The sequence below is a fragment of the Pirellulimonas nuda genome (assembly GCF_007750855.1).
GTDB lineage: Bacteria > Planctomycetota > Planctomycetia > Pirellulales > Lacipirellulaceae > Pirellulimonas > Pirellulimonas nuda.
This window is the reverse complement of the sequence record NZ_CP036291.1, coordinates 531,981-550,182: the sequence shown is the minus strand read 5'-3', so window position 1 is coordinate 550,182 and position 18,202 is coordinate 531,981. Positions and strand designations below refer to the sequence as shown.

Below are 18,202 nucleotides of genomic sequence, written 5' to 3'. Positions count from 1 at the left end.
GTTTCCCCAACGCCGGTTGAGCCGGAAGCGTCAGCGCCCCGAGGTTCGTCGCAGTGCGGCCTCGGGGCGCTGACGCTTCCGGCTCGCGTCCTGGTTCGCAGGCTGCCAATTGAAGACCGACTGCCTGATCGGCATGGGCGCCAACCTGGGGGACCGCGTCGCCGCGATTGAGGGCGCGTGCAGCGAGCTAGCGTCGGTCGCCTCGGACGGCGTGGTGCGCGCCGGCGCCTGGCGGACCACGGCGCCCATCGGCGGGCCGGCCGGGCAAGAGCCCTTCCTCAACGGCGCCGTGAGGCTGACGACCGAGATCGACGCGGCCGAGCTGCACGACCTGCTCGCCTCGATCGAAGAGGCCAGCGGGCGGCAGCGACGCACGCGTTGGGGCGCGCGCACGCTGGACCTCGACCTGCTGCTGTTTGGCGACCTCGTGCTCCAAACCCCCAGGCTTACCGTGCCGCACCCGCGGATGAGCTACAGGCCGTTCGTGCTGGCGCCGGCCGCCGAGGCGGCCCCCGACATGCGGCACCCGCTGCTGGGCTGCCGGATCGACGAGCTCTGGAACACCCTCCAGCACGGCGCCGATCACGTGCTCCTGCTGGGCGAAAGCCAAGCCGCCCGCCGCGTAGAGCGGCTGCTGGGCGAGCGCCATCCGTCTCTATCCATTGAGCGCGACGCGGCCGGCCCGCTGCCCAGGCTGGTGATCGACGCACGCGGGCCGGGGGCCCCCGGCCCGGTCACGCCGGCGCCGACGCTGTGGCTCAGTGACGCCGACGCGGCGCACTTCGACGCCGACCTGCTGGCCGCCGTCGCCTGCGTTTGGCCCGACGCGGCGCCCTAGCGGGGCGTTTTGCGGGGCATCGGCGGTTCGCGCTAGGCCGGAAGGGCCTCGCCCGCCACAATGCTCGTTCTCGGCGGACCCCACACGCGTACGACCCGACCAATCCTCCCGATGCCCCTCGTTCGATTCACCGACGGCGACGCGCTCCGCGCCTGGACCCTGGCCCGCCGCGCCGCGGGCCAAACCGTGGGCCTGACCCCCACGATGGGGGCCCTGCACGCCGGACACCTCAGCCTGGTGCGGGCCGCCCGGGCCGAGTGCGACCTAACCGCGGCCACGATCTTCGTGAACCCCACGCAGTTCGGCCCCGGCGAAGACCTGGACCGCTACCCGCGCAACCTCGAGCAGGACATTGCGCTGCTAGAATCCGCCGGCTGCGACGCGGTCTTCTGCCCGGCGGTAGAAACGATGTACCCCCCCGGCGCCGCGACCCGCATCGAGGTCGGCCCGGCGGGCAGCGTGCTCGAAGGCGCCATCCGGCCGACCCACTTCAGCGGCGTGGCGACGATCGTGCTCAAGCTGCTGAACCTGGCGCCGGCCAACTACGCCTACTTCGGCCAGAAGGACTACCAGCAAACCGTGGTCGTCCGGCAGATGACGCGCGACCTGAACGTGCCGATCGAGGTGCGCATCTGCCCCACGGTGCGCGAGCCGGACGGGCTGGCGATGAGCTCGCGCAATGTTTACTTGCAGGGAGAATACCGCCGGCAAGCGCTCACGCTGCACCACGCCTTGCAGGCCGCACAGCACGCGTACGCCGCGGGGGAGCGCAACGCCGCCCGGCTCCGCCGCGCCATGGAAGCGGTCTTCGCCGGCGAGCCCCAGGTAGAACCGCAGTACGCCGTGCTGCTGCACGACGGCGGCGTAGAAGAAGCCCACGGCGAACTCACGGGCCCCACCGTCGCCGCCGTGGCGGCCAAAGTGGGGCCCACCCGACTGATCGACAACCAACTACTCTCCCCAGGCGAGCCGCCGGCGTAAGCCGCCGGAGCAATCGAGGCTCGCACCGCCACAACGGCCCGCACAAACCTTCCGCAAAAGTTCCGGCGGCTTACGCCAACGGCTCGCCTTGGCCCTTCACTCGTACACAACTCACGCATGCGTAGCGAGCTCTTCCGCATCCCCGTCGACGTGGCCGGCATCCCCCTGCTGGGCTTCGGCCTTGCGCTGGCGGTGTGGCTGGTAGGCGCCGGCGTCTACGCGCTGCGTCTCAGGGGGGCGGCGCGGCGCGGCGAGCAGGCCGATTGGATCGGCTTCGCGGGGCTCGTGGCGGCGGTAGCGGCGGCGCTCGTCGTGGCGCCAAGGTTCGTCCCCGAGGGGATCCCTATCCGCGGCTACGGCGTGATGCTGCTGCTGGCGCTGGCCAGCGGTGTTGCGATGGCGCTGCACCGCGCCCGGCAACGCGGCATTGCGGACGACGTCATCTACTCGCTGGTGATCTGGCTGGTGGTGTGCGGCATCGCCGGTGCGCGGCTGTTCCACGTGATCGAGTACTGGCAGGTGAGCTTCGCAGGGCTCCCGCTGCGCGAGGCGATCCTCAAGGCGCTGATGTTTACCGAAGGGGGCCTAGTGGTGTACGGGTCGCTGATCGGCGCCGCGGCGGCGTTTGTGGTGTTCGTACGCCGGCACGGGCTGCCGCTGCTGGGGATGGCGGACCTGCTGGCGCCCTCGCTGGCGGTGGGGCTGGCCATCGGGCGGCTGGGGTGCCTGCTCAACGGCTGCTGCTTCGGCGGCGTGTGCGACCGCCCCTGGGCCATCACGTTCCCCGACGACAGCCAGGTGTTCGTCGACCAGCTCAGCCGGGGCGAGCTGCACGGGGTCCGCTTGAGCGAGACCGAGCAGGGACTCACGGTGAGCCAGGTGTGGGACGAGCAGCTCGAAATCACGCCCGGCGCGAAAGTCGCCAAGATCGACGGCCGCAAGGCCGACTCGCTGGCGGACAGCTTCGAAGCGATGCGCGCCGCCTACCAGGGGCACGACCCCGTGCTGCTAGAGCTGGAGGGGGGCGCCGAGGTCGCCCTCCCCGTGGCCGAGCCGCGCGTCAGGAGCCTGCCGGTCCACCCCACGCAGCTCTACAGCGCCATCAACGCGGCGCTCTTGGGCTGGGTGTTGTGGCTGGCCTACCCGCTGCGCCGCCGCGACGGCGAAGTGTTCGGCCTGATGCTGACCATCTACCCCGTCAGCCGGTTCTTGCTCGAGATGATCCGCGTCGACGAATCCAACTTCCTCGGCACCGGGCTGAGCATCTCGCAGAACCTAAGCATCGTGATCCTGTCGATGATGGCGTTCTACTGGGTGTGGCTGCTGCGGCAGGAGGGGCGAGGGGTGAGGGGTGAGTTAACATGCGATGTCCGCTTGCGCGGCCCTCGCCCCTAGCGCCTCGCCCCCAACCGTCAGCTCCGGCTGCCGCCCCTCAGGCGGATCAGGAAGTAAACCACGATCAGCACGGCGTACAGCGTGCCCGCCACGTAGGTCCAGGCCGCGGCATCGAGCACCCGATCGACGTGAGACAGCTCCGCTTTGCTGATGATGCCGTGCTCCACCAGGTGCTTTTTGGCGCGGCGGCTGGCGTCGAACTCTACCGGCAGGTTGATCAGTTGGAACGCGGCGACCGCCACGAACGAGCCGATGCCCACCAGCAGCAGCACGGGGCTGCGCATCACCAGGCCGGCCATCAAGATAAACATCCCCGCCCCGCCGCCGAACTGCGCCAGCGGGACCGCCAGGTTGCGGATCCGCAGCGGGAAGTAGCCGCGGGCGTCTTGGATGGCGTGCCCCGCCTCGTGGGCCGCGATGCCAACGGCCGCCATGTTGTGCTGCCCATACACCCCTTGGCTGAGGCGCAGCACCTTGGTGCGGGGGTCGTAGTGGTCGGTTAGCTGCCCGGCGATCGGCTCGATCGCCACGTTGGATAGCCCCGCCGAGTCGAGCAGGTGCCGCGCCGTCGCCGCCCCCGAGAGCACCGCGGGCTCCTGCGAGGCGCTGGCGTAGGTCGCCCGCACGCGCCCCTGGGCCCACATGGCCATCAATAGCGCCGGCGCTAGGACGATGAAATAGAGCGGGTCGATCATGCGATAGCGTACGCGTGAAGGAGCAGGATGGATCGACGCCCGCGCACAAGCCGCGCAAAACTACTCGTCTTCCGCCGGCGCCGGCTGCAACTTTGGCGCCGGCTTCGGCTTCGGCTTCGGCTTCGGCTGCGGCTGCGGCTGCGGCTGCGGGGGGGCGACCGGGGCCGCCACGGGCTCCGGGGCCGCCGGACGCGTGTAGAACACCGCGTTGAGCAAATGTGTCTGAACGGTGCCCGCTTGAACGCCGTCGGCCAGCACCTTGCCGACGCGGATCTCCCCCTCGCCAGACTTCGAGCCGATCCGCAGCGAGTCTCCCTCCAGTTGCGAGAGCACCCTGCCCTTCTCATCCACTACCAACAAGGTCTTGCAGACTAGCTGGTCGCTGAGCGTCCGCTTAGCCAGCTTGTCGCGCAGCGCGGCGCCGAGCGCCAGGAACAACAAGGGGTAGATGATCCAGCGTTCGCGGTCGGTCATTGATATTGGCCCTAAGCTTTCAGCTTTCAGCGGTCAGCTTTCGATTGGGAGTGGTCCGTAGTCCGTGGTGAACAATTCGGTGGAGTCAATACCATCGCGAGAACTAGAAGCTGATGGCTGACAGCCAAACGCGCAGCGTTCGTCACTCCCCTACGCGCTCAAAACGCAGCACGCCGAACTGGGGGTCGGCGCCCTCTTCGTGCAGCACCATCGCCCGGTCTTCTTCGATGAGCTCTGCCAGGAACCGCCGCTGCTCGCGTTCCGGGTGTTCGGACCCCGTGGTGGGCCGCAGTGCCGTCACCTGCAGGGCGATCTCGCCCGCCTCGCTCGACAACACCCGCCAGACGCCGTCCAGCGGAGCGCCGCCGCCCTGGCTCATGCGGGCCGTGCCGTCTACGCCCAGTTCGAGCCTGATCTCGAACTGGTACGCCTCGAGGTCGCTTTGGGGCGCCGGCTCTTCGGCCGAGTCGGTCGGCTCTCCCCGCTGCGCGCGGCGGGCCTGTTCTTCTTCGGGCGTCAGCAGCGCCTGCGGCGATTGGCGAGCGGTGCGCTCCGCGGCGGTCTCGGGCCTTCCGACCCACTCCCCGGCCAGCCGCTGCGTGGTGGTGACGCGGCCGCACCCAAGCTGGGCGCCTAGGAATACTAGGCAAACGAGCGGAAGCCAGTAGCGTGCGATCAAAACGATAGTTCCCGAGTTAGGCACGGCAGGCGCCAGCACAGACCGGCGATTCTAGGGGGCGTCCGGCGCCGCGCCGAGGCGTTGCCCAGCCCGAGGCGGCGCACCGCGTCCGTGGGTCGCTTCCCTGAGGTTAGCCGCTATAATCCGGCACTGCACACGCTTTGGCTGCTCAGGCGGCGCCGAACCGTGGGCGTCTGTCACGCCCCCACCCTGCCCCACCCGACCGAAGGATTCAGCATGAGCCCTGCCGCAACGCCCCCCAGCGCCGCCGCCACCGAACGCGCCAACTGGACCGAAGTCACCGCCGAGGCGCTCTATCAGAAGCTCACCGCCCTGGCCAGCAACCTGTGGTGGAGCTGGCGCCCCGAGGTAACGCAGCTCTTCCGCGACCTCGACCCCGTCCGCTGGCGGCAGCTCGACCACAACCCCATCTCGCTGCTCCGCGAGATGACCCCCGATCAGGTGGCCGAGCGCGCCAACGAGCTGGCGATGTACACCCGCATCAACCAGGCCCACCGCCGGCTCAAGGAGTACCTGACCGACACCACCGGCACGTGGGCCGCCCGCGAGGCGGGGGTGCTGGGCGCCCGACCGGTGGCCTACTTCTCCGCCGAGTTCGGCATGCACGAGTCGGTGCCCATCTACTCGGGCGGCCTGGGCGTCCTCTCGGGAGACCACATCAAGAGCGCCAGCGGGCTGGGTCTGCCGCTGGTGGCCATCGGGCTGTTCTACGACCAGGGCTACTTCAAGCAGCACCTGGACGAAGAAGGGATGCAGGGCGAGGAGTACCTCAACACCAAGGTAGAAAACCTGCCGATGCAGCCCGCGCTGGGCAAGAACGGCAAGCCCATCACCGTCTCCATCGACACCCGCGGCGGCGCCCTCAAGGCCAAGGTGTGGCTGATGAGTGTCGGGCGCGTGCGGCTCTACCTGATGGACTGCGACGTCGAAGGGAACAGCCCCGAAGACCGCGAGCTCACCAGCCGGCTGTACGGCGGCGACCGCCGCACCCGCATCCGCCAAGAGCTGGTGCTGGGCATCGGCGGCGTGAAGGCCCTGGGCGCCCTGGGGATCAACCCCGGCGTCTACCACCTGAACGAGGGGCACAGCGCCTTCGCCCCGCTCGAGGTGATCCACCAGCGGATGGAAGGGGACGGCCTGAGCTTCGACGACGCCCTCCGCGAGGTCGCCCAGAACACCGTCTTCACCACCCACACCCCCGTGCCGGCCGGCCACGACCGCTTCGACGCGGACATGATCGAGGAGCACCTCGGCCCGCTCCGCGAGAAGCTGGGCATCAGCCACCAGCAGCTCATGGGTCTCGGACGCGTCGAGCCGCAGAACGAAGGCGAGACCTTCTGCATGACGGTGATCGGCCTCAAGGCCTCGCGCCGCGCCAACGCCGTCAGCGCGCTGCACGGCGTGGTGAGCCGGCGGATGTGGGCCCACCTGTGGCCGTGGCGTGTTGAGGAAGAGATCCCCATCGGCCACATCACCAACGGCGTGCACGTGCCTAGCTGGCTCGCGCAGCCGATGCGTACGCTGTTCGACAAGTACCTGCCGCTCGACTGGCCGCAGCGGATGGGCGACAGCCGCGTGTGGGAAGGGATGTACAACGTCGACCCGGGCGAGCTGTGGGAGACGCACAACGCGCTCAAGCTGCGGCTGCTGGACTTCACCCGCCGGCGCCTCAGCCGGCAGTGCCGCCGGCGCGGCGAGGACGAGGCGGTGGTGGACGCAACCCGCAGCGCCCTCGACCCATCGGCGCTAACCATCGGCTTCGCCCGCCGGTTCGCCACCTACAAGCGCGCCGACCTGTTCCTCCGCCGGATGGACGAGATCGCCGACCTGGTGAACAACGAGAACCGCCCCGTGCAGTTCATCTTCTCCGGCAAGGCCCACCCGGCCGACGAGCCGGGCAAGTCGTTCATCAAGCGGATCGCCAACCTCCGGCACGACCCCCGCTTTGCCGGCCGTGTGGTGTTTGTGGAGGACTACGACATCAACGTCGCCCGCCACATGGTGCAAGGGGTCGACGTGTGGCTGAACAACCCGCGCCGCCCGCTGGAGGCTTCCGGCACCAGCGGCATGAAGGCGGTGCTTAACGGCGGGCTCAACTGCTCCATCCTCGATGGCTGGTGGGCCGAGGCCTACAACGGCAACAACGGCTTCGCCATCGGCCGCGGCACCCAGCACGTGAACGACGACATCACCGACGAACGCGACGCGCAGGACCTGTTCCACGTGCTGCGAGACGAGGTCATCCCCCGCTTCTACGACCGCGACGCGGACGGCCTGCCGCGGGCCTGGATCGACTCGATGGTCGAGTCCATCGCCACGCTGTCCGGAAGGTTCAGCGCGCACCGCATGGTGACCGACTACGTCCGCCACTGCTACCTGCCCGCCGCGGGCGGCGTGAGCAGCGAGATGAGCATGCGGTAGAGCCCCAGAGTCCCCCTCCCCCGCAGGGGGAGGGGCTAGGGGAGGGGGCGAAGCGGGCACACGGCCAACAATCTGCGCCGACGCGTAGGCGGGTGGCTGGGGTCGTAGGCGTCAGCCGAAGCCCCCAGCAGCAGCGGGTACACGATCGGGTGGACACAGCGTGCCCGCGCGCCATTGCCACGCGCGCGGACATGCGACTCTCGATAGGCCGGTGCCCTTCGCGTCACACATGTCTACGCAAGCCAGCAGTGGCGCCCGGCAGCGACGTCAGAGGTGTTCGCGGTAGATGAGGTTTGGCCGCATCCTGGCTACTTCACAGTTGCCGGGCGGGTCTATGAGGCGGACGTTTGCATCGGCGACGTGTTCACCGCCCTGGCTCGGGTGGATCGGGCGCCGACGACGACTACCAGCGACAACAACGTCGCTGCCGAGCACCCCGTCACGCTGCGCGTTGACGGGATCGAGGCGTATCAACACTCAGTGGAGCTGCTCTCGTCGGGAGTGACGGGGCTTCTCAAGCTGACGGGGCTGGGCGAGGCGCTGCTTCAAATGGTTGATCCCTCAGAGGGCATCGGGCTTTGGGTTCTTACCGGAGCGAAGTAGGGGACATGGTTCTGCCGGCGCAAGTATCGTCGTCCACGAAACACGACCACCCGCCGGCAGGTTCACCTACCTTTGCCCGCGGCGGCCGGAGCCTTCCGACCGTCGAGGCAAAAGGTAGGTGAACCCGCCGGAGTCGCGTGGGTAGAATGGCGGAGGCGTCCGCCGGCGGAACCACCTGCTCTACGTCGCTCTGGAACTACTCAACGAGGACATCGTCGATGAATAGCTACAGCGAGGTACGGCGGGTTCGGCACGCGATGTCGGCCGCGGCCGGTCACGACATCCGCAGGCTGATTGCGGAGATTAATGCGCGTCGGTCGGAGGCATCGCACCGCATCATCGACCCCGGAACCAAGGCAGAGCAGTGCGATGCACCGGACGCGGCCGCCAGCGATGTAGCAGCGGGCGCCGTTGCAAGAGGATAACCGTCCGCCAGGAATGTCGCTGCCAACGGGACGGCGCTACCCGCCGTCCGTCACTGTTTGCCGCCGCGAGCCAGACCTATGACTGTACGCTTCGTGGTCGCTTTACTAATCGGCTCGATTGCCTTATTGCTCTCGATGTGGCTGGGTGGGTGGGTTGGTTGCGTATGCGCCAAGTGCGGTAACGCCAGGCGAGATGCAGAACATCTACCTAGAGCGGATGCTCTGGTATGGGTCGCTATCCGGCGTCTTGCAGGTTGCTGCGATCGCGATGACCGTGGCTGAACCAAGACGAGTCGCGAGTAGGCAGGACGTGGCAGCGAAGTAAGGCACGTGGTTCCGCCGGCGCCCATGAACACCACCCCAGAACACGACCAGCGCATCGCGAACATGACGTTCGCTTCGGTCTACCCGCACTACGTCGCCAAGGTGGAGAAGAAGGGGCGGACCGTCGATGAGCTCCACCAAGTCATCGCCTGGCTGACCGGCTTCAACTCGAAGGACCTCAAGCGTCTGATTAAGGAGAAGGCCACGTTCGCCCAGTTCTTCGAACAGGCCACGCTCAACCCCAACGCGTCGCTCATCACCGGGTCCATCTGCGGCTACCGGATCGAAGAAATCGAGACGCCGCTGACCAAGCAGGTTCGGTACCTCGACAAGCTGGTGGACGAGCTGGCGAAAGGTCGCAAGATGGAGAAGATCCTGCGGACACCTTAGCGAAGCAGGCAGCCCCATGATCCGATGCAAACCCAAGAGCCTATGCTCGTGGAACTTCTTCCTCGAAGGAGACGGCCATCGCGCGAGCCTGGAGTTCAACTGGCTGAGCGAGCAGGGATCAATCGTGGCCGACGGGGCGCCGCTGGAAGTGCATAAGCACGGGGTGTTTAGCGGGCAGTGGACGCTGAGCAGCGCGGGACAGCAAATCGCCACGGCGCAAAAGGCTTCTGCGTTCACACGGACCTTCACGATTGGGTCGCTGGAGGGCTCGCTCGTGCTACGCGCCGCGTCTCCGTTCGGTCGCAGCTTTCGCGTCGAACGGTCGGGCCGACTGGTCGCGTTCATTGCGCCGGTTCACCTCTTGACGCGTCGGGCCACGATCGCGGTGCGAGACCCCGATGCCGACTTCACGCAAATCGCGTTCTCATTCTGGCTCGTGGTCTCGACTTGGCGCCGTGCGGCGAACAACTCCAACAGTTAGCGCCGGATCCGGGCAACCGTTCCCGCCGGTACGCACGCAGCCGCGAATGGGTCGAGTCCAACCGCCACCGGGTGGCCAGGATCACGTGGCTATTTCTTACGCTAGAGAACCGCCGGCGGGTGTGAGACAATGCGTCCGCTTACGATTGTAGCTGGGCCTCGGGTGACGCAGTGTCTGGGGGGGGTCGGATGGATGTTCGGTGGACGCGGCTCCGTCTGGTGGACGGCGTGTCCCACGTGTGTCCAGCAGGTGTCCGATTGTGGGTGTTTGTGTCCCGTGGCGATGGACACGACCCCGCCTCAAACCCCTTGCTTGGGGGGCAACGGCACGGGCCGGGCGACGCTGTGTAAGGAGTTACGTCGCGGCGGCGCTGGGCGGCTGAGAAAAACGTTTGTGGGGAGAGGGACAAAAGGACACGACCCCGCACCGACGCGGCCGGGGCTGGCGGCGGTTCGAACCATCTGCAAAGTAAAGGCCTCATGATCGAAACCCCCGACTCCCCCGAACTCGCCGCGCTCTGCAAGCAGCTCGCCGAGCGCGCCGGCGAGACCGACCGCGCCGGCGCCTTCCCCGCCGAGCAGCTCCGCCTGTGCGGCGAGGCGGGCGTGTTCCGTTGGTTCTTGGCGCCCGAGCACGGCGGGTTTGGTTGGGACGAAGAGGCGGTCGTCCGCGGCTACCTCGCCTTGAGCGAGGCCTGTCTAACGACCACGTTTGTCATCACCCAGCGCACCGGCGCGTGCCGCAGGATCGCCGGCGGCGGGAGCGATGCGCTGCGCGCCCGCCTGCTGCCTGGCCTGGCCAGCGGCGCGGCGCTGGCCACCGTCGGCATCAGCCACCTCACCACCAGCGGCCGGCACCTCAAGCAGCCGATGCTGCGGGCCACGCGGACCGACGCGGGCTGGCGGCTCGACGGCGCCGCCCCTTGGGTCACCGGCGGCGACCACGCCGACTGGCTGGTGGTCGGCGCGACCGTGATGGACCGGGACGAGCCTACCAGCGAGCAGTTGCTTGCCGTTGTCCCCGGGTCGCTCGAAGGGGTCACGGCCCAGGCGCCGTTCGAACTAGTCGGCGTCTCGGCCAGTTCTACCGGCCCGGTGCGGTTCGACGGCGCCCAGATCGGCGACGACCTGCTGCTCGCGGGACCTGTTGAGAACGTCATGGCCCAGGGGATCGGCGGCCGCACCGGGGGGCACGAGACGTCAACGCTGGCGTTGGGGCTCGCCTCGGCGGCGATCGGGCTGCTGAACCACGAGGGCCAGCGTCGCGAGAACCTGCACGGCCCGACCGCGGCGATCGTCGCCGAGCGGGACGAGCTGGTCGCCGACCTGCTGTCGATCACCCGCGGCGCCCCGTCGTGCACGACCGAGTCGCTCCGCCGACGTGCCAACAGCCTGGCGCTCCGCGCCGCCCAAGCGTCGCTGGCAGCCGCCAAGGGCGCCGGCTACGTAGCGGGACACCCCGCGGGGCGGTGGTGCAGGGAGTCGCTGTTCTTCCTGGTATGGAGCTGTCCGCAGCCGGTGCTGGACGCCAACCTCTGTGAACTGGCGGGCATTGTTGGTTAGGATTGGGGGCGCGCCTTGTGGCGTGCTCGGCGGGTTAGCATCCGTCGCCCAAAATCGCGACCTACGCACAACTGACCACGGACCACTGACCAACCCCATGTCTACCCCGCAAGTGGTCTGGCACCAGCAATCGGTCGATCGCGGGATGCGCGAAGCGCAGGGGGGGCACCGCGGCCGCGTCGTCTGGTTCACGGGGCTGAGCGGCTCCGGCAAGAGCACCGTGGCGAACCTGGTGGATCAGAAGCTGCACGCCCGCGGCGTGCGGACCTACCTGCTGGACGGCGACAACGTACGCCACGGCCTGAACGCCACGCCGAAGATGCTCGAAGAGCTGCACGGCGCCGGATTCGCACAGCGGTTCGGCCTGGGCTTCGGCCCCGAAGACCGAACCGAAAACATCCGCCGCGTTGCGGCGGTGGCGCAATTGTTCTGCGACGCTGGTCTGGTGACGCTCACCGCGTTCGTCAGCCCCTACCGCGCTGACCGCCAGGCTGCCCGCGCCGCACTGGCCGACGGAGATTTTGTTGAGGTGTTTGTTGACGCCCCGCTGGAGGTGTGTGAGGCGCGCGACCCCAAGGGCCTGTACAAGAAGGCGCGGGCGGGTGAGATCCGCGACTTCACCGGCATCGACGCCCCCTACGAGGCGCCCGACCGCCCCGAGCTGGTGCTAGCAGCCGGCGAGCTGCCGGCCGATCGGCTGGCCGATCAAGTGATCGAATGCCTCGAAAAAAGCGACCCCGGACTGCGACGGCACGACATTCGCTAACCAGGTAAAGTCCGTGTGATATTTTGTCACATGTCCTAGATGTAAGTTGACTGGCTAATCAACTCCGCTATACATGAGGGTGTCTGTTCGGCGCTCGTCGAGGCCCGCACACCATGCGGCGTATCGACGAGCCGGTCCGGCAGCCAAATGGATTGATCGGCCGCGCCCCGTTATTCTTGTCGCAACCGATGATGTCGCAGTCGTGGCGGGCGTCCTTCGCGGGCGCCGGCCGACCGGCTCCCGCGGCGGTTCGGCGGCAGGCGAGTTTAGATATCCCGAGTCCTCTCGCAACGGGCGGTTGCAGCAGTGACCCTTTCCGGGCCGCTGCCCAGTAAGGAGTACATCGTCATGCCGCCACGCTACGACCCCGCCGATGGAACCCTCGTCGCGTTAGCCACTACCCGGGCGCTGAACCGCGCCGCGTGGCTCGCGGAGCGCATCCACGACCGCATCGCCAAGCGGCTCGGCGGTCGGGTCCGCGGGCTCGACGTGCAGGTCGAGGACAAGGCCATCACGCTCCGCGGCCGCTGCGCCACCTACTACACCAAGCAGCTTGCCCAACACGCGGCGCTCGGCGTGCTGGAAGACGAGACGCTAGTTAACGCGATCGTGGTCGCCCCCGTCGTGCACTAGGCCTCGAGGGGCTACTGAGACGGGCTACTGAGACGGGCCACCAAGACGGGCCGTGGCCTGGGGTTTCCCGGGACCGGCCGTGCGGAGCACGCCCCACGGGGTACACTGTAGGGATGCCCGCTAGTTCCACCCCCGCCCCGCCGATCGACGACGCCGACTTCTGGTCTGCGCTCGGCGCCGTGCGTTCGGCGATCGAGCACGTCGAGCGTTGCAACGAGGCCGAACGCGCCGCCCTGGCGGACGAGCTCCGCGACCTGCAGGACCTCGCCGTCAAGCTCCGCTCCGGGCGGATCGAGATCGTCGTGTTCGGCGAGATCTCCACCGGCAAGAGCGCGCTCATCAACGCCCTGGTCGGCGAGCAGGTGGCCAGCACCAGCGTCCGCGGCGGCTGGACCAAAGACGTGTGGAAGCTGGACTGGGCCGGCGCCGGCTACCGGCTCCCCGGCTTCGCCGAGAGCCAGGTGGTGCTCATCGACACCCCCGGGCTGAACGAGGTGGGGGGCGCCGAGCGCGGCGAGATGGCCCGCCAAGCCGCCGAGCGGGCCGACCTGATTCTGTTCGTCTGCGACTCCGACCTCAACGAGACCGAGTTCAGCGCGCTGTCCACCCTCGCCGGCAGCCACAAGCCGATCCTGCTGGTGCTGAACAAGACCGACCTCTACTCGCCGGCCCAACTCGAAGACCTGCTGGGGGTGCTGCGCGGGCCGAGGCTTGCTAGCATCCTCCCCCCCGACCACGTGGTGCTCACCGCCGCGGCGCCGCGGGAGGTGGAGTACATCATCCAGTCCGCCGACGGCGCCGAGCGCAGCGAGTGGCGCAAGCCGGCGCCCAAGGTAGACGAGCTGCGCGGGAAGATCCTCGAGGTGCTCGAGGGCGAGGGGCTGGCGCTGGTGGCGCTGTCCGCCTCGATGTACGCCGCAGACCGCACCGACCGCGTGGCGGCGCTCCGCGTGCGGCTGCGGGCCGACAAGGCGAACCGGATCATCTGGACCTACGCCGCGGTGAAGGCGACCGCCGTGTCGCTCAACCCCGTGGCGATGGCCGACATCGCCGGCGGCATCGCCGTAGACGCCACGATGGTGATGAACCTGGCCGCCGTGTACGGCATCGAGCTCTCCACCGCCGGCGCGGGCGACCTGGTGAAGGGCATCCTCAAGGCGGCCGGCTGGGCGCTGGTGGGCGAGGCGGTGGCCAGCTACGGCTCGTCGCTGCTCAAGGGCGCCACGCTGGGCGCCTCGACGGCCGTCACCGCCGTGCCGCAGGCCGCCGCGGCGGGCTTCGGCAGCTACATCGTGGGGCAGGCGGCCCGGTTCTACTTCGAGCAGGGCGCTAGCTGGGGCAATAAGGGCCCCAAGAGCGTGGTCGCCAAGATCCTGGCGAACACCGACAAGCGCGCGATTGTGGACCGGCTCAAGAGCGAGATCAAGAAGAAGCTAGCGACCAACCGCCACGGCGGCGGGTGAGCAGCAGCGTCGAGACCAACCGGGGGCGAGGCGCGGACTGTTGCTCATGCCATCCAGTCGCCGGCGTTGTCGTTGGAGAGCTTCTTGAGGATACGTCGCGCCAAGTACTCCTTGATCTCACGGTGACGCGGAACCGGCTGGCATTCTCCGGTCAGCGCGTTCCGGTACCAGTCGTGCTTGCCGCCGTGCCGCTCGAGCACGCATCCGGCCTCTTCAAGACGTCGGACCAGTTCGACTCGTTTCACGGCAGTTGAAGTTCTCCGACCCGACGCGCCCCGGCGACCTTGCCGGTAGACAGATCGGCGTAGAGGTCGCGGAGATGGTCTTCTAGATCGGCCAGCGTGTCGCCCTGTGTGTGGTAGTCCGGAAACTCGGCAAGGTAACCGATCCAAGAATCGCCGTCCTGCCAATGTACGAACTTGGTCGTGTCCATAACTGATCCCTCGAAACCGTGCTGACCTTGCCATTATACGCCCGGCAGGGCGTGATGCGTCACCGCAGCGAGCGTTTCTCCTCGATCTCCCGCCGCGACTGGCCGACCCAGCCCGCTACCCGGCCGGCGGTAGGGAACTTCACGGCCATCGCGACCCACAGCAGCCCCGCCATCGCCAGGCTCCAGGGGACCTGCTCTAGCAGGTAGGCGATCAGGTTGAAGAACGTCGCCCCTTCGAGCACCGCGGCAGAGACGATCAGCGCTACCTGGTAGCCCGAGACCAACGCGCCCAGTTGCTCGGTCACGCCGGCGCCGCGGTTGGACTGCGGCGCGAACGCCTCGTCGTCCTTCGGCAGCCCGGCGGCTTGCGCCTGGGCGCGCTCGCGGACCAGCGTCGCGACGATGTTCTGCGCCACCAGCGCAACCAGCCCCACGACGAGCGCCGCGGTGGTGAGCGGGTGCGCCGCGCCGGGCGCCACCGCGTCTTGGCCCTTCACCAAGAACACCACCACGCCCGCGAAGAAGAGCGGACCGCTCAGCAGTCCGAACAAGATGACCTGCATCACCCCGGCGGCCGGCGCGATGCGTTTTACAAGCGTCTCGTCCATCACCCCTTTCTCCCCAATAGCAAAAAAGCCAATAGCAGCCGACCTACGGTCGGCCCGTTTCCCACTTACCCCACCCCCTTCCGAGCCTCCCAAACCAGGTGCGCCAACTCGGGCAGCACCAGCCGCTCCATCGCCAACCGCACCGCCGCCGGCGAGCCAGGCATCGACAGCACCACGGCGCGCCCCACCACGCCCCCGACGGCGCGGCTCAGCATGGCCGCGGCGCCGATCTCTTGGAAGCTGAGCATCCGGAAGAGCTCGCCGTAGCCCGGCATCGGCTTGTCGAACAGGGCCGTGAGCGCTTCGCACGTCACGTCGCGCGGGGCGATCCCCGTCCCGCCGGTCACCAGCACCGCGTCGGCCTGGACCGCGAGCGCGGCGACCAGGGCCTCGATCTCTGGCCGGCTGTCCGCCACGATCTCCCGCCGAACGACCAAGTGGCCGGCCCCCTCAAGCATCTGGACGATCAGCGGCCCGCCGCGGTCGGTTTCTGCCGTGCGGGTGTCGCTCACGGTGACCACCGCGCAGCGCGCCGCTGCGGGCGCCTGCCCGCGGTGCTGCTGGGGGATCGTCGGGTTATCGGCTTGATCCACAGGACCGCTGCAATCAGAACTTGGGGCTCGAAACCTGAGGCCATGCGCCTCGACAGCCGGTATAATAGTCGAAGCACCCCCACCGGCCGACCCGCCAGCGCCGCCATGCTACGAACGCTCATCCTGATCGCCTGCACCTCCGTGGCCCCGCTGGCCTCGGCGATCGACGTGGTGCAGCTAGCCACCGGCGGGCGTGTGGTAGGCACGATCGTCCCCAACGACGACCGCAACACCGTGGCGATCGACCTCGAAGGGGGGGGCCGGCTCACCCTCACGCGCAAGCAGATCGCGCTGGTCACGCCCCGCTCTGCGGCGCAGCAGGTCTACGCCGGCCGGGCGCCGACCGTGCCAGACACCCCCCTGGCCCAGTGGAACTTCGCCGAGTGGTGCCGCGAGAACGGCCTGGCCGACGAGTCGCGCGTGCACCTGGAGCGCGTGGTGCAGCTCGACCCCAACCACGAGGAGGCCCGCGCCCAACTGGGCTACCGCCGCGTGGGAGACCGCTGGCTCGACCGCGAAGACTTGATGGCCGCCCGCGGCATGGTGCGGCACTCGGGCGACTACCGCACGCCGCAAGAGATCGAGCTGATCGAGCGCAAAGAGCAACAGGAGCGGACCGCGGCCGAGTGGAAGAACCGGCTCGCGCGGTGGCGCAAGCAACTGGGCGACCGCGACCCCAAGCGGGTCGCCGAGGCCGTGCAGCAGTTCAAAGACCTCAAGGACCCGGACGCGGGCCTGGCGCTGGCCGGCCTGCTGGCCGAGGAACGCAACAACAGCACGCGGCTGCTGCTGATCTCCGCGGCCGCGAACGTGCCCAGCCCCGCGTCGCTCAACGCGCTCGCGGCGATCGCGCTGGACAACCCAGACCCCGAAACGCGCTACCGCGCGATCGAGGCGCTGGCCGCCTCGCGGCACGCGGGGCTGGCGACGCCGTTCATCAAAGCGCTGCGGAGCAACGACAACGGCCAAGTGAACCGCGGCGCCGAAGCGATCGAGGCGCTCGCGGGCCCCAGCGCCGTAAGCCCGCTGATCGACGCGCTGACCACCAAGCACGTCTCGGTGGTCGGCGCCAATTCGGGTGGGGACACCTACTCGATGAGCCCCACCGCCGGCGTCACCAGCTTCGGCGGCGGCGGCCCCAAGCGGCTCGAGAAGCAGCTCAAGAACCCCGCGGTGCTGCGGGCGCTCTCCAAGATCACCGGCGAGAACTTCGGCTACGACGAGGTAGCGTGGCGCCGCTGGCTAGCAAGCCGCGCGAAGACCGAGCAAGTCGACCTGCGCCGCGACGGTTAGCGCCTCCATTCGACCGGCCCAAGACAAACCACCAAGGACACGAAGGAAATTAAGAACGAAGGATCGCAGAGGTCAAGCCGCAATCAGCTCCCAGCGCAAGCGGCGTCTGGCGCCTGCCGGTCATCGGCTGAAAGAACAACAGGATTCGTTCTGTTGTCCTTCGTGACCTTTGTGGTTAAATCTTCTTCGTCGGCGTCGACTTGACGGGCCTGATCTTGAGCTGCTTGTAGCAACCGATACTTTTCCCGGCGTTTGGGGTTTCAAGGGAACGCCCTATCCCAGCCAACCATCAGGTTTGCGATGAAGACTCCCCCCCTCCCCTCTTTTGTTTCTCGCCGTCGCTTCCTTGGGGGCGCCGCCGCGCTCGGGGCCTCGGCGTGGACCGTGCCCGGCGCCTTTGCGGAGCTGGCGTCGCTGACGCCGCGGATGACCGAGGGGCCCTTCTACCCCGACCGGCTGCCGCTCGATACAGACAACGACTTGATCGTTGTCAACGACGGGCTCACCCCCGCGGTCGGCGAGATCACCCACCTCTCGGGGCGTATCCTCACTGCCAGCGGCGAGCCGCTCCGCAATGCTGTCATAGAGATCTGGCAGGTCGACGCCCACGGCGCCTACCTGCACTCGCGCACCAACAACGCGGACGGGCGCGACACGCACTTCCAGGGCTTCGGGCGATTCCTCACCGGCGCCGACGGCGCCTACTACTTCCGCACCATCAAGCCGGTCGTCTACCCGGGCCGCACGCCGCACATCCATTTCCTGGTCCGTAAAGGAGACCGCCGGCTGGTGACCAGCCAGTTCTTCATCAAGGGCCAACCAGAAAACCAGCGCGACGGCGTGCTGAGCCGTATCGACCCGAAGCTGCGCGAGCTGGTCACGATCGACTTCAAGCCGCTGCCCGGCTCGTCGATCGGCGAGCTCACGGCCCACGGCGACGTGATCGTGGGGCTGACGCCGGAGGAAGCGGAGCGGGATGGGCGGCGACGGGGGTAGTTTTCTCGCGAATGTTGTGGATCGCCGCGAATAGGGTATAGGATGCAGCTCTGTTGGGACTTGACTAGCGCTGATTGCGATGGTCTGTGAGTGCGAAGCAAAGTCGCCCCGGTTGAATTGTCCTCATG

General features: G+C 68.2%; 21 protein-coding genes. 14 read left to right on the top strand and 7 right to left on the bottom strand.

Annotated elements, in window-relative coordinates:
• The first annotated feature begins 109 nt into the window (after nucleotides 1-109).
• The 3 genes from folK to Pla175_RS02245 all read left to right on the top strand — a co-directional run bounded on the left by folK (nucleotide 110) and on the right by Pla175_RS02245 (nucleotide 3,214).
• Nucleotides 110-838, top strand: coding sequence for a 2-amino-4-hydroxy-6-hydroxymethyldihydropteridine diphosphokinase (folK, locus tag Pla175_RS02255; protein ID WP_145280934.1), 729 nt, complete (start codon nucleotides 110-112; stop codon nucleotides 836-838).
• A gap of 111 nt (nucleotides 839-949) precedes the next feature.
• Nucleotides 950-1,819 (top strand): pantoate--beta-alanine ligase, encoded by an 870-nt coding sequence (panC, locus tag Pla175_RS02250; RefSeq protein WP_145280932.1) that lies wholly within the window; start codon nucleotides 950-952, stop codon nucleotides 1,817-1,819.
• Nucleotides 1,820-1,936: 117 nt separating this feature from the next.
• Complete coding sequence (locus Pla175_RS02245; RefSeq protein ID WP_145280930.1) at nucleotides 1,937-3,214, top strand: prolipoprotein diacylglyceryl transferase; 1,278 nt, start codon at nucleotides 1,937-1,939, stop codon at nucleotides 3,212-3,214.
• Between the two features lie 17 nt (nucleotides 3,215-3,231).
• Here the strand turns inward: Pla175_RS02245 and Pla175_RS02240 are convergent, their stop codons facing one another.
• From Pla175_RS02240 to Pla175_RS02230, 3 genes are all read right to left on the bottom strand, one after another.
• Nucleotides 3,232-3,909 carry a zinc metallopeptidase gene (locus Pla175_RS02240; protein WP_145280928.1) on the bottom strand — a complete coding sequence of 226 codons (678 nt, stop codon included), beginning with the start codon at nucleotides 3,907-3,909 and terminating at the stop codon, nucleotides 3,232-3,234.
• 60 nt (nucleotides 3,910-3,969) lie between these two features.
• A complete protein-coding gene (locus tag Pla175_RS25785) occupies nucleotides 3,970-4,383 on the bottom strand; it encodes a hypothetical protein (protein WP_197527215.1) in 414 nt (137 codons plus the stop codon).
• A gap of 142 nt (nucleotides 4,384-4,525) precedes the next feature.
• Nucleotides 4,526-5,062, bottom strand: a complete 537-nt coding sequence (locus Pla175_RS02230) for a hypothetical protein (protein ID WP_145280923.1) — start codon at nucleotides 5,060-5,062, stop codon at nucleotides 4,526-4,528.
• A gap of 237 nt (nucleotides 5,063-5,299) precedes the next feature.
• Between Pla175_RS02230 and glgP the strand changes: the two genes are divergently transcribed.
• The 9 genes from glgP to Pla175_RS02185 all read left to right on the top strand — a co-directional run bounded on the left by glgP (nucleotide 5,300) and on the right by Pla175_RS02185 (nucleotide 14,151).
• Nucleotides 5,300-7,504, top strand: a complete 2,205-nt coding sequence (gene glgP, locus Pla175_RS02225; protein ID WP_145280921.1) for an alpha-glucan family phosphorylase — start codon at nucleotides 5,300-5,302, stop codon at nucleotides 7,502-7,504.
• A 273-nt stretch (nucleotides 7,505-7,777) separates the two neighbouring features.
• On the top strand, nucleotides 7,778-8,107 hold the full coding sequence (locus Pla175_RS02220) for a hypothetical protein (RefSeq protein WP_145280919.1): 330 nt from the start codon (nucleotides 7,778-7,780) through the stop codon (nucleotides 8,105-8,107).
• A 218-nt stretch (nucleotides 8,108-8,325) separates the two neighbouring features.
• Nucleotides 8,326-8,532 carry a hypothetical protein gene (locus tag Pla175_RS02215; RefSeq protein WP_145280916.1) on the top strand — a complete coding sequence of 69 codons (207 nt, stop codon included), beginning with the start codon at nucleotides 8,326-8,328 and terminating at the stop codon, nucleotides 8,530-8,532.
• A 348-nt stretch (nucleotides 8,533-8,880) separates the two neighbouring features.
• Nucleotides 8,881-9,246, top strand: a complete 366-nt coding sequence (locus tag Pla175_RS02210; protein ID WP_145280913.1) for a DUF2200 domain-containing protein — start codon at nucleotides 8,881-8,883, stop codon at nucleotides 9,244-9,246.
• A 16-nt stretch (nucleotides 9,247-9,262) separates the two neighbouring features.
• Entirely contained in the window at nucleotides 9,263-9,727 is a 465-nt protein-coding gene (locus Pla175_RS02205; RefSeq protein WP_145280910.1) for a hypothetical protein, read from the top strand.
• Between the two features lie 479 nt (nucleotides 9,728-10,206).
• A complete protein-coding gene (locus Pla175_RS02200) occupies nucleotides 10,207-11,289 on the top strand; it encodes an acyl-CoA dehydrogenase family protein (RefSeq protein WP_145280907.1) in 1,083 nt (360 codons plus the stop codon).
• 97 nt (nucleotides 11,290-11,386) lie between these two features.
• A complete protein-coding gene (gene cysC / locus Pla175_RS02195) occupies nucleotides 11,387-12,055 on the top strand; it encodes an adenylyl-sulfate kinase (protein ID WP_145280905.1) in 669 nt (222 codons plus the stop codon).
• A 348-nt stretch (nucleotides 12,056-12,403) separates the two neighbouring features.
• Nucleotides 12,404-12,688: a BON domain-containing protein gene (locus tag Pla175_RS02190; protein WP_145280903.1), complete on the top strand. Its 285-nt coding sequence runs from the start codon at nucleotides 12,404-12,406 to the stop codon at nucleotides 12,686-12,688.
• Nucleotides 12,689-12,801: 113 nt separating this feature from the next.
• Nucleotides 12,802-14,151 (top strand): GTP-binding protein, encoded by a 1,350-nt coding sequence (locus tag Pla175_RS02185; protein WP_145280901.1) that lies wholly within the window; start codon nucleotides 12,802-12,804, stop codon nucleotides 14,149-14,151.
• A gap of 44 nt (nucleotides 14,152-14,195) precedes the next feature.
• On the opposite strand, the gene Pla175_RS02180 is transcribed toward Pla175_RS02185, so the two are convergent.
• From Pla175_RS02180 to Pla175_RS02165, 4 genes are all read right to left on the bottom strand, one after another.
• Complete coding sequence (locus Pla175_RS02180) at nucleotides 14,196-14,396, bottom strand: type II toxin-antitoxin system HicA family toxin (RefSeq protein ID WP_145280899.1); 201 nt, start codon at nucleotides 14,394-14,396, stop codon at nucleotides 14,196-14,198.
• Nucleotides 14,393-14,584, bottom strand: a complete 192-nt coding sequence (locus Pla175_RS02175; protein ID WP_145280897.1) for a type II toxin-antitoxin system HicB family antitoxin — start codon at nucleotides 14,582-14,584, stop codon at nucleotides 14,393-14,395. The genes Pla175_RS02180 and Pla175_RS02175 overlap by 4 nt, the downstream gene beginning before the upstream one ends.
• Nucleotides 14,585-14,643: 59 nt before the next feature.
• On the bottom strand, nucleotides 14,644-15,192 hold the full coding sequence (locus Pla175_RS02170; protein WP_145280895.1) for a hypothetical protein: 549 nt from the start codon (nucleotides 15,190-15,192) through the stop codon (nucleotides 14,644-14,646).
• Nucleotides 15,193-15,257: 65 nt separating this feature from the next.
• On the bottom strand, nucleotides 15,258-15,785 hold the full coding sequence (locus tag Pla175_RS02165; RefSeq protein WP_197527214.1) for a MogA/MoaB family molybdenum cofactor biosynthesis protein: 528 nt from the start codon (nucleotides 15,783-15,785) through the stop codon (nucleotides 15,258-15,260).
• Nucleotides 15,786-15,890: 105 nt separating this feature from the next.
• On the opposite strand from Pla175_RS02165, the gene Pla175_RS02160 reads away from it, so the two are divergent.
• Together Pla175_RS02160 and Pla175_RS02155 are read left to right on the top strand one after the other, a co-directional pair.
• On the top strand, nucleotides 15,891-17,078 hold the full coding sequence (locus Pla175_RS02160) for a HEAT repeat domain-containing protein (protein ID WP_197527213.1): 1,188 nt from the start codon (nucleotides 15,891-15,893) through the stop codon (nucleotides 17,076-17,078).
• A 300-nt stretch (nucleotides 17,079-17,378) separates the two neighbouring features.
• Entirely contained in the window at nucleotides 17,379-18,074 is a 696-nt protein-coding gene (locus Pla175_RS02155) for a dioxygenase family protein (protein ID WP_145280891.1), read from the top strand.
• The last annotated feature ends 128 nt before the right edge of the window (nucleotides 18,075-18,202 follow it).

What these genes read in the sequence shown, in the direction of transcription:
- panC (WP_145280932.1), top strand. Translation starts at nt 950, where the DNA reads ATGCCCCTCGTTCGATTCACCGACGGCGACGCGCTCCGCGCCTGGACC.
- Pla175_RS02245 (WP_145280930.1), top strand. Translation starts at nt 1,937, where the DNA reads ATGCGTAGCGAGCTCTTCCGCATCCCCGTCGACGTGGCCGGCATCCCC.
- Pla175_RS02240 (WP_145280928.1), bottom strand. Translation starts at nt 3,909, where the DNA reads ATGATCGACCCGCTCTATTTCATCGTCCTAGCGCCGGCGCTATTGATG.
- Pla175_RS25785 (WP_197527215.1), bottom strand. Translation starts at nt 4,383, where the DNA reads ATGACCGACCGCGAACGCTGGATCATCTACCCCTTGTTGTTCCTGGCG.
- glgP (WP_145280921.1), top strand. Translation starts at nt 5,300, where the DNA reads ATGAGCCCTGCCGCAACGCCCCCCAGCGCCGCCGCCACCGAACGCGCC.
- Pla175_RS02215 (WP_145280916.1), top strand. Translation starts at nt 8,326, where the DNA reads ATGAATAGCTACAGCGAGGTACGGCGGGTTCGGCACGCGATGTCGGCC.
- Pla175_RS02210 (WP_145280913.1), top strand. Translation starts at nt 8,881, where the DNA reads ATGAACACCACCCCAGAACACGACCAGCGCATCGCGAACATGACGTTC.
- Pla175_RS02205 (WP_145280910.1), top strand. Translation starts at nt 9,263, where the DNA reads ATGATCCGATGCAAACCCAAGAGCCTATGCTCGTGGAACTTCTTCCTC.
- Pla175_RS02200 (WP_145280907.1), top strand. Translation starts at nt 10,207, where the DNA reads ATGATCGAAACCCCCGACTCCCCCGAACTCGCCGCGCTCTGCAAGCAG.
- cysC (WP_145280905.1), top strand. Translation starts at nt 11,387, where the DNA reads ATGTCTACCCCGCAAGTGGTCTGGCACCAGCAATCGGTCGATCGCGGG.
- Pla175_RS02190 (WP_145280903.1), top strand. Translation starts at nt 12,404, where the DNA reads ATGCCGCCACGCTACGACCCCGCCGATGGAACCCTCGTCGCGTTAGCC.
- Pla175_RS02185 (WP_145280901.1), top strand. Translation starts at nt 12,802, where the DNA reads ATGCCCGCTAGTTCCACCCCCGCCCCGCCGATCGACGACGCCGACTTC.
- Pla175_RS02175 (WP_145280897.1), bottom strand. Translation starts at nt 14,584, where the DNA reads ATGGACACGACCAAGTTCGTACATTGGCAGGACGGCGATTCTTGGATC.
- Pla175_RS02170 (WP_145280895.1), bottom strand. Translation starts at nt 15,192, where the DNA reads ATGGACGAGACGCTTGTAAAACGCATCGCGCCGGCCGCCGGGGTGATG.
- Pla175_RS02160 (WP_197527213.1), top strand. Translation starts at nt 15,891, where the DNA reads ATGCTACGAACGCTCATCCTGATCGCCTGCACCTCCGTGGCCCCGCTG.
- Pla175_RS02155 (WP_145280891.1), top strand. Translation starts at nt 17,379, where the DNA reads ATGAAGACTCCCCCCCTCCCCTCTTTTGTTTCTCGCCGTCGCTTCCTT.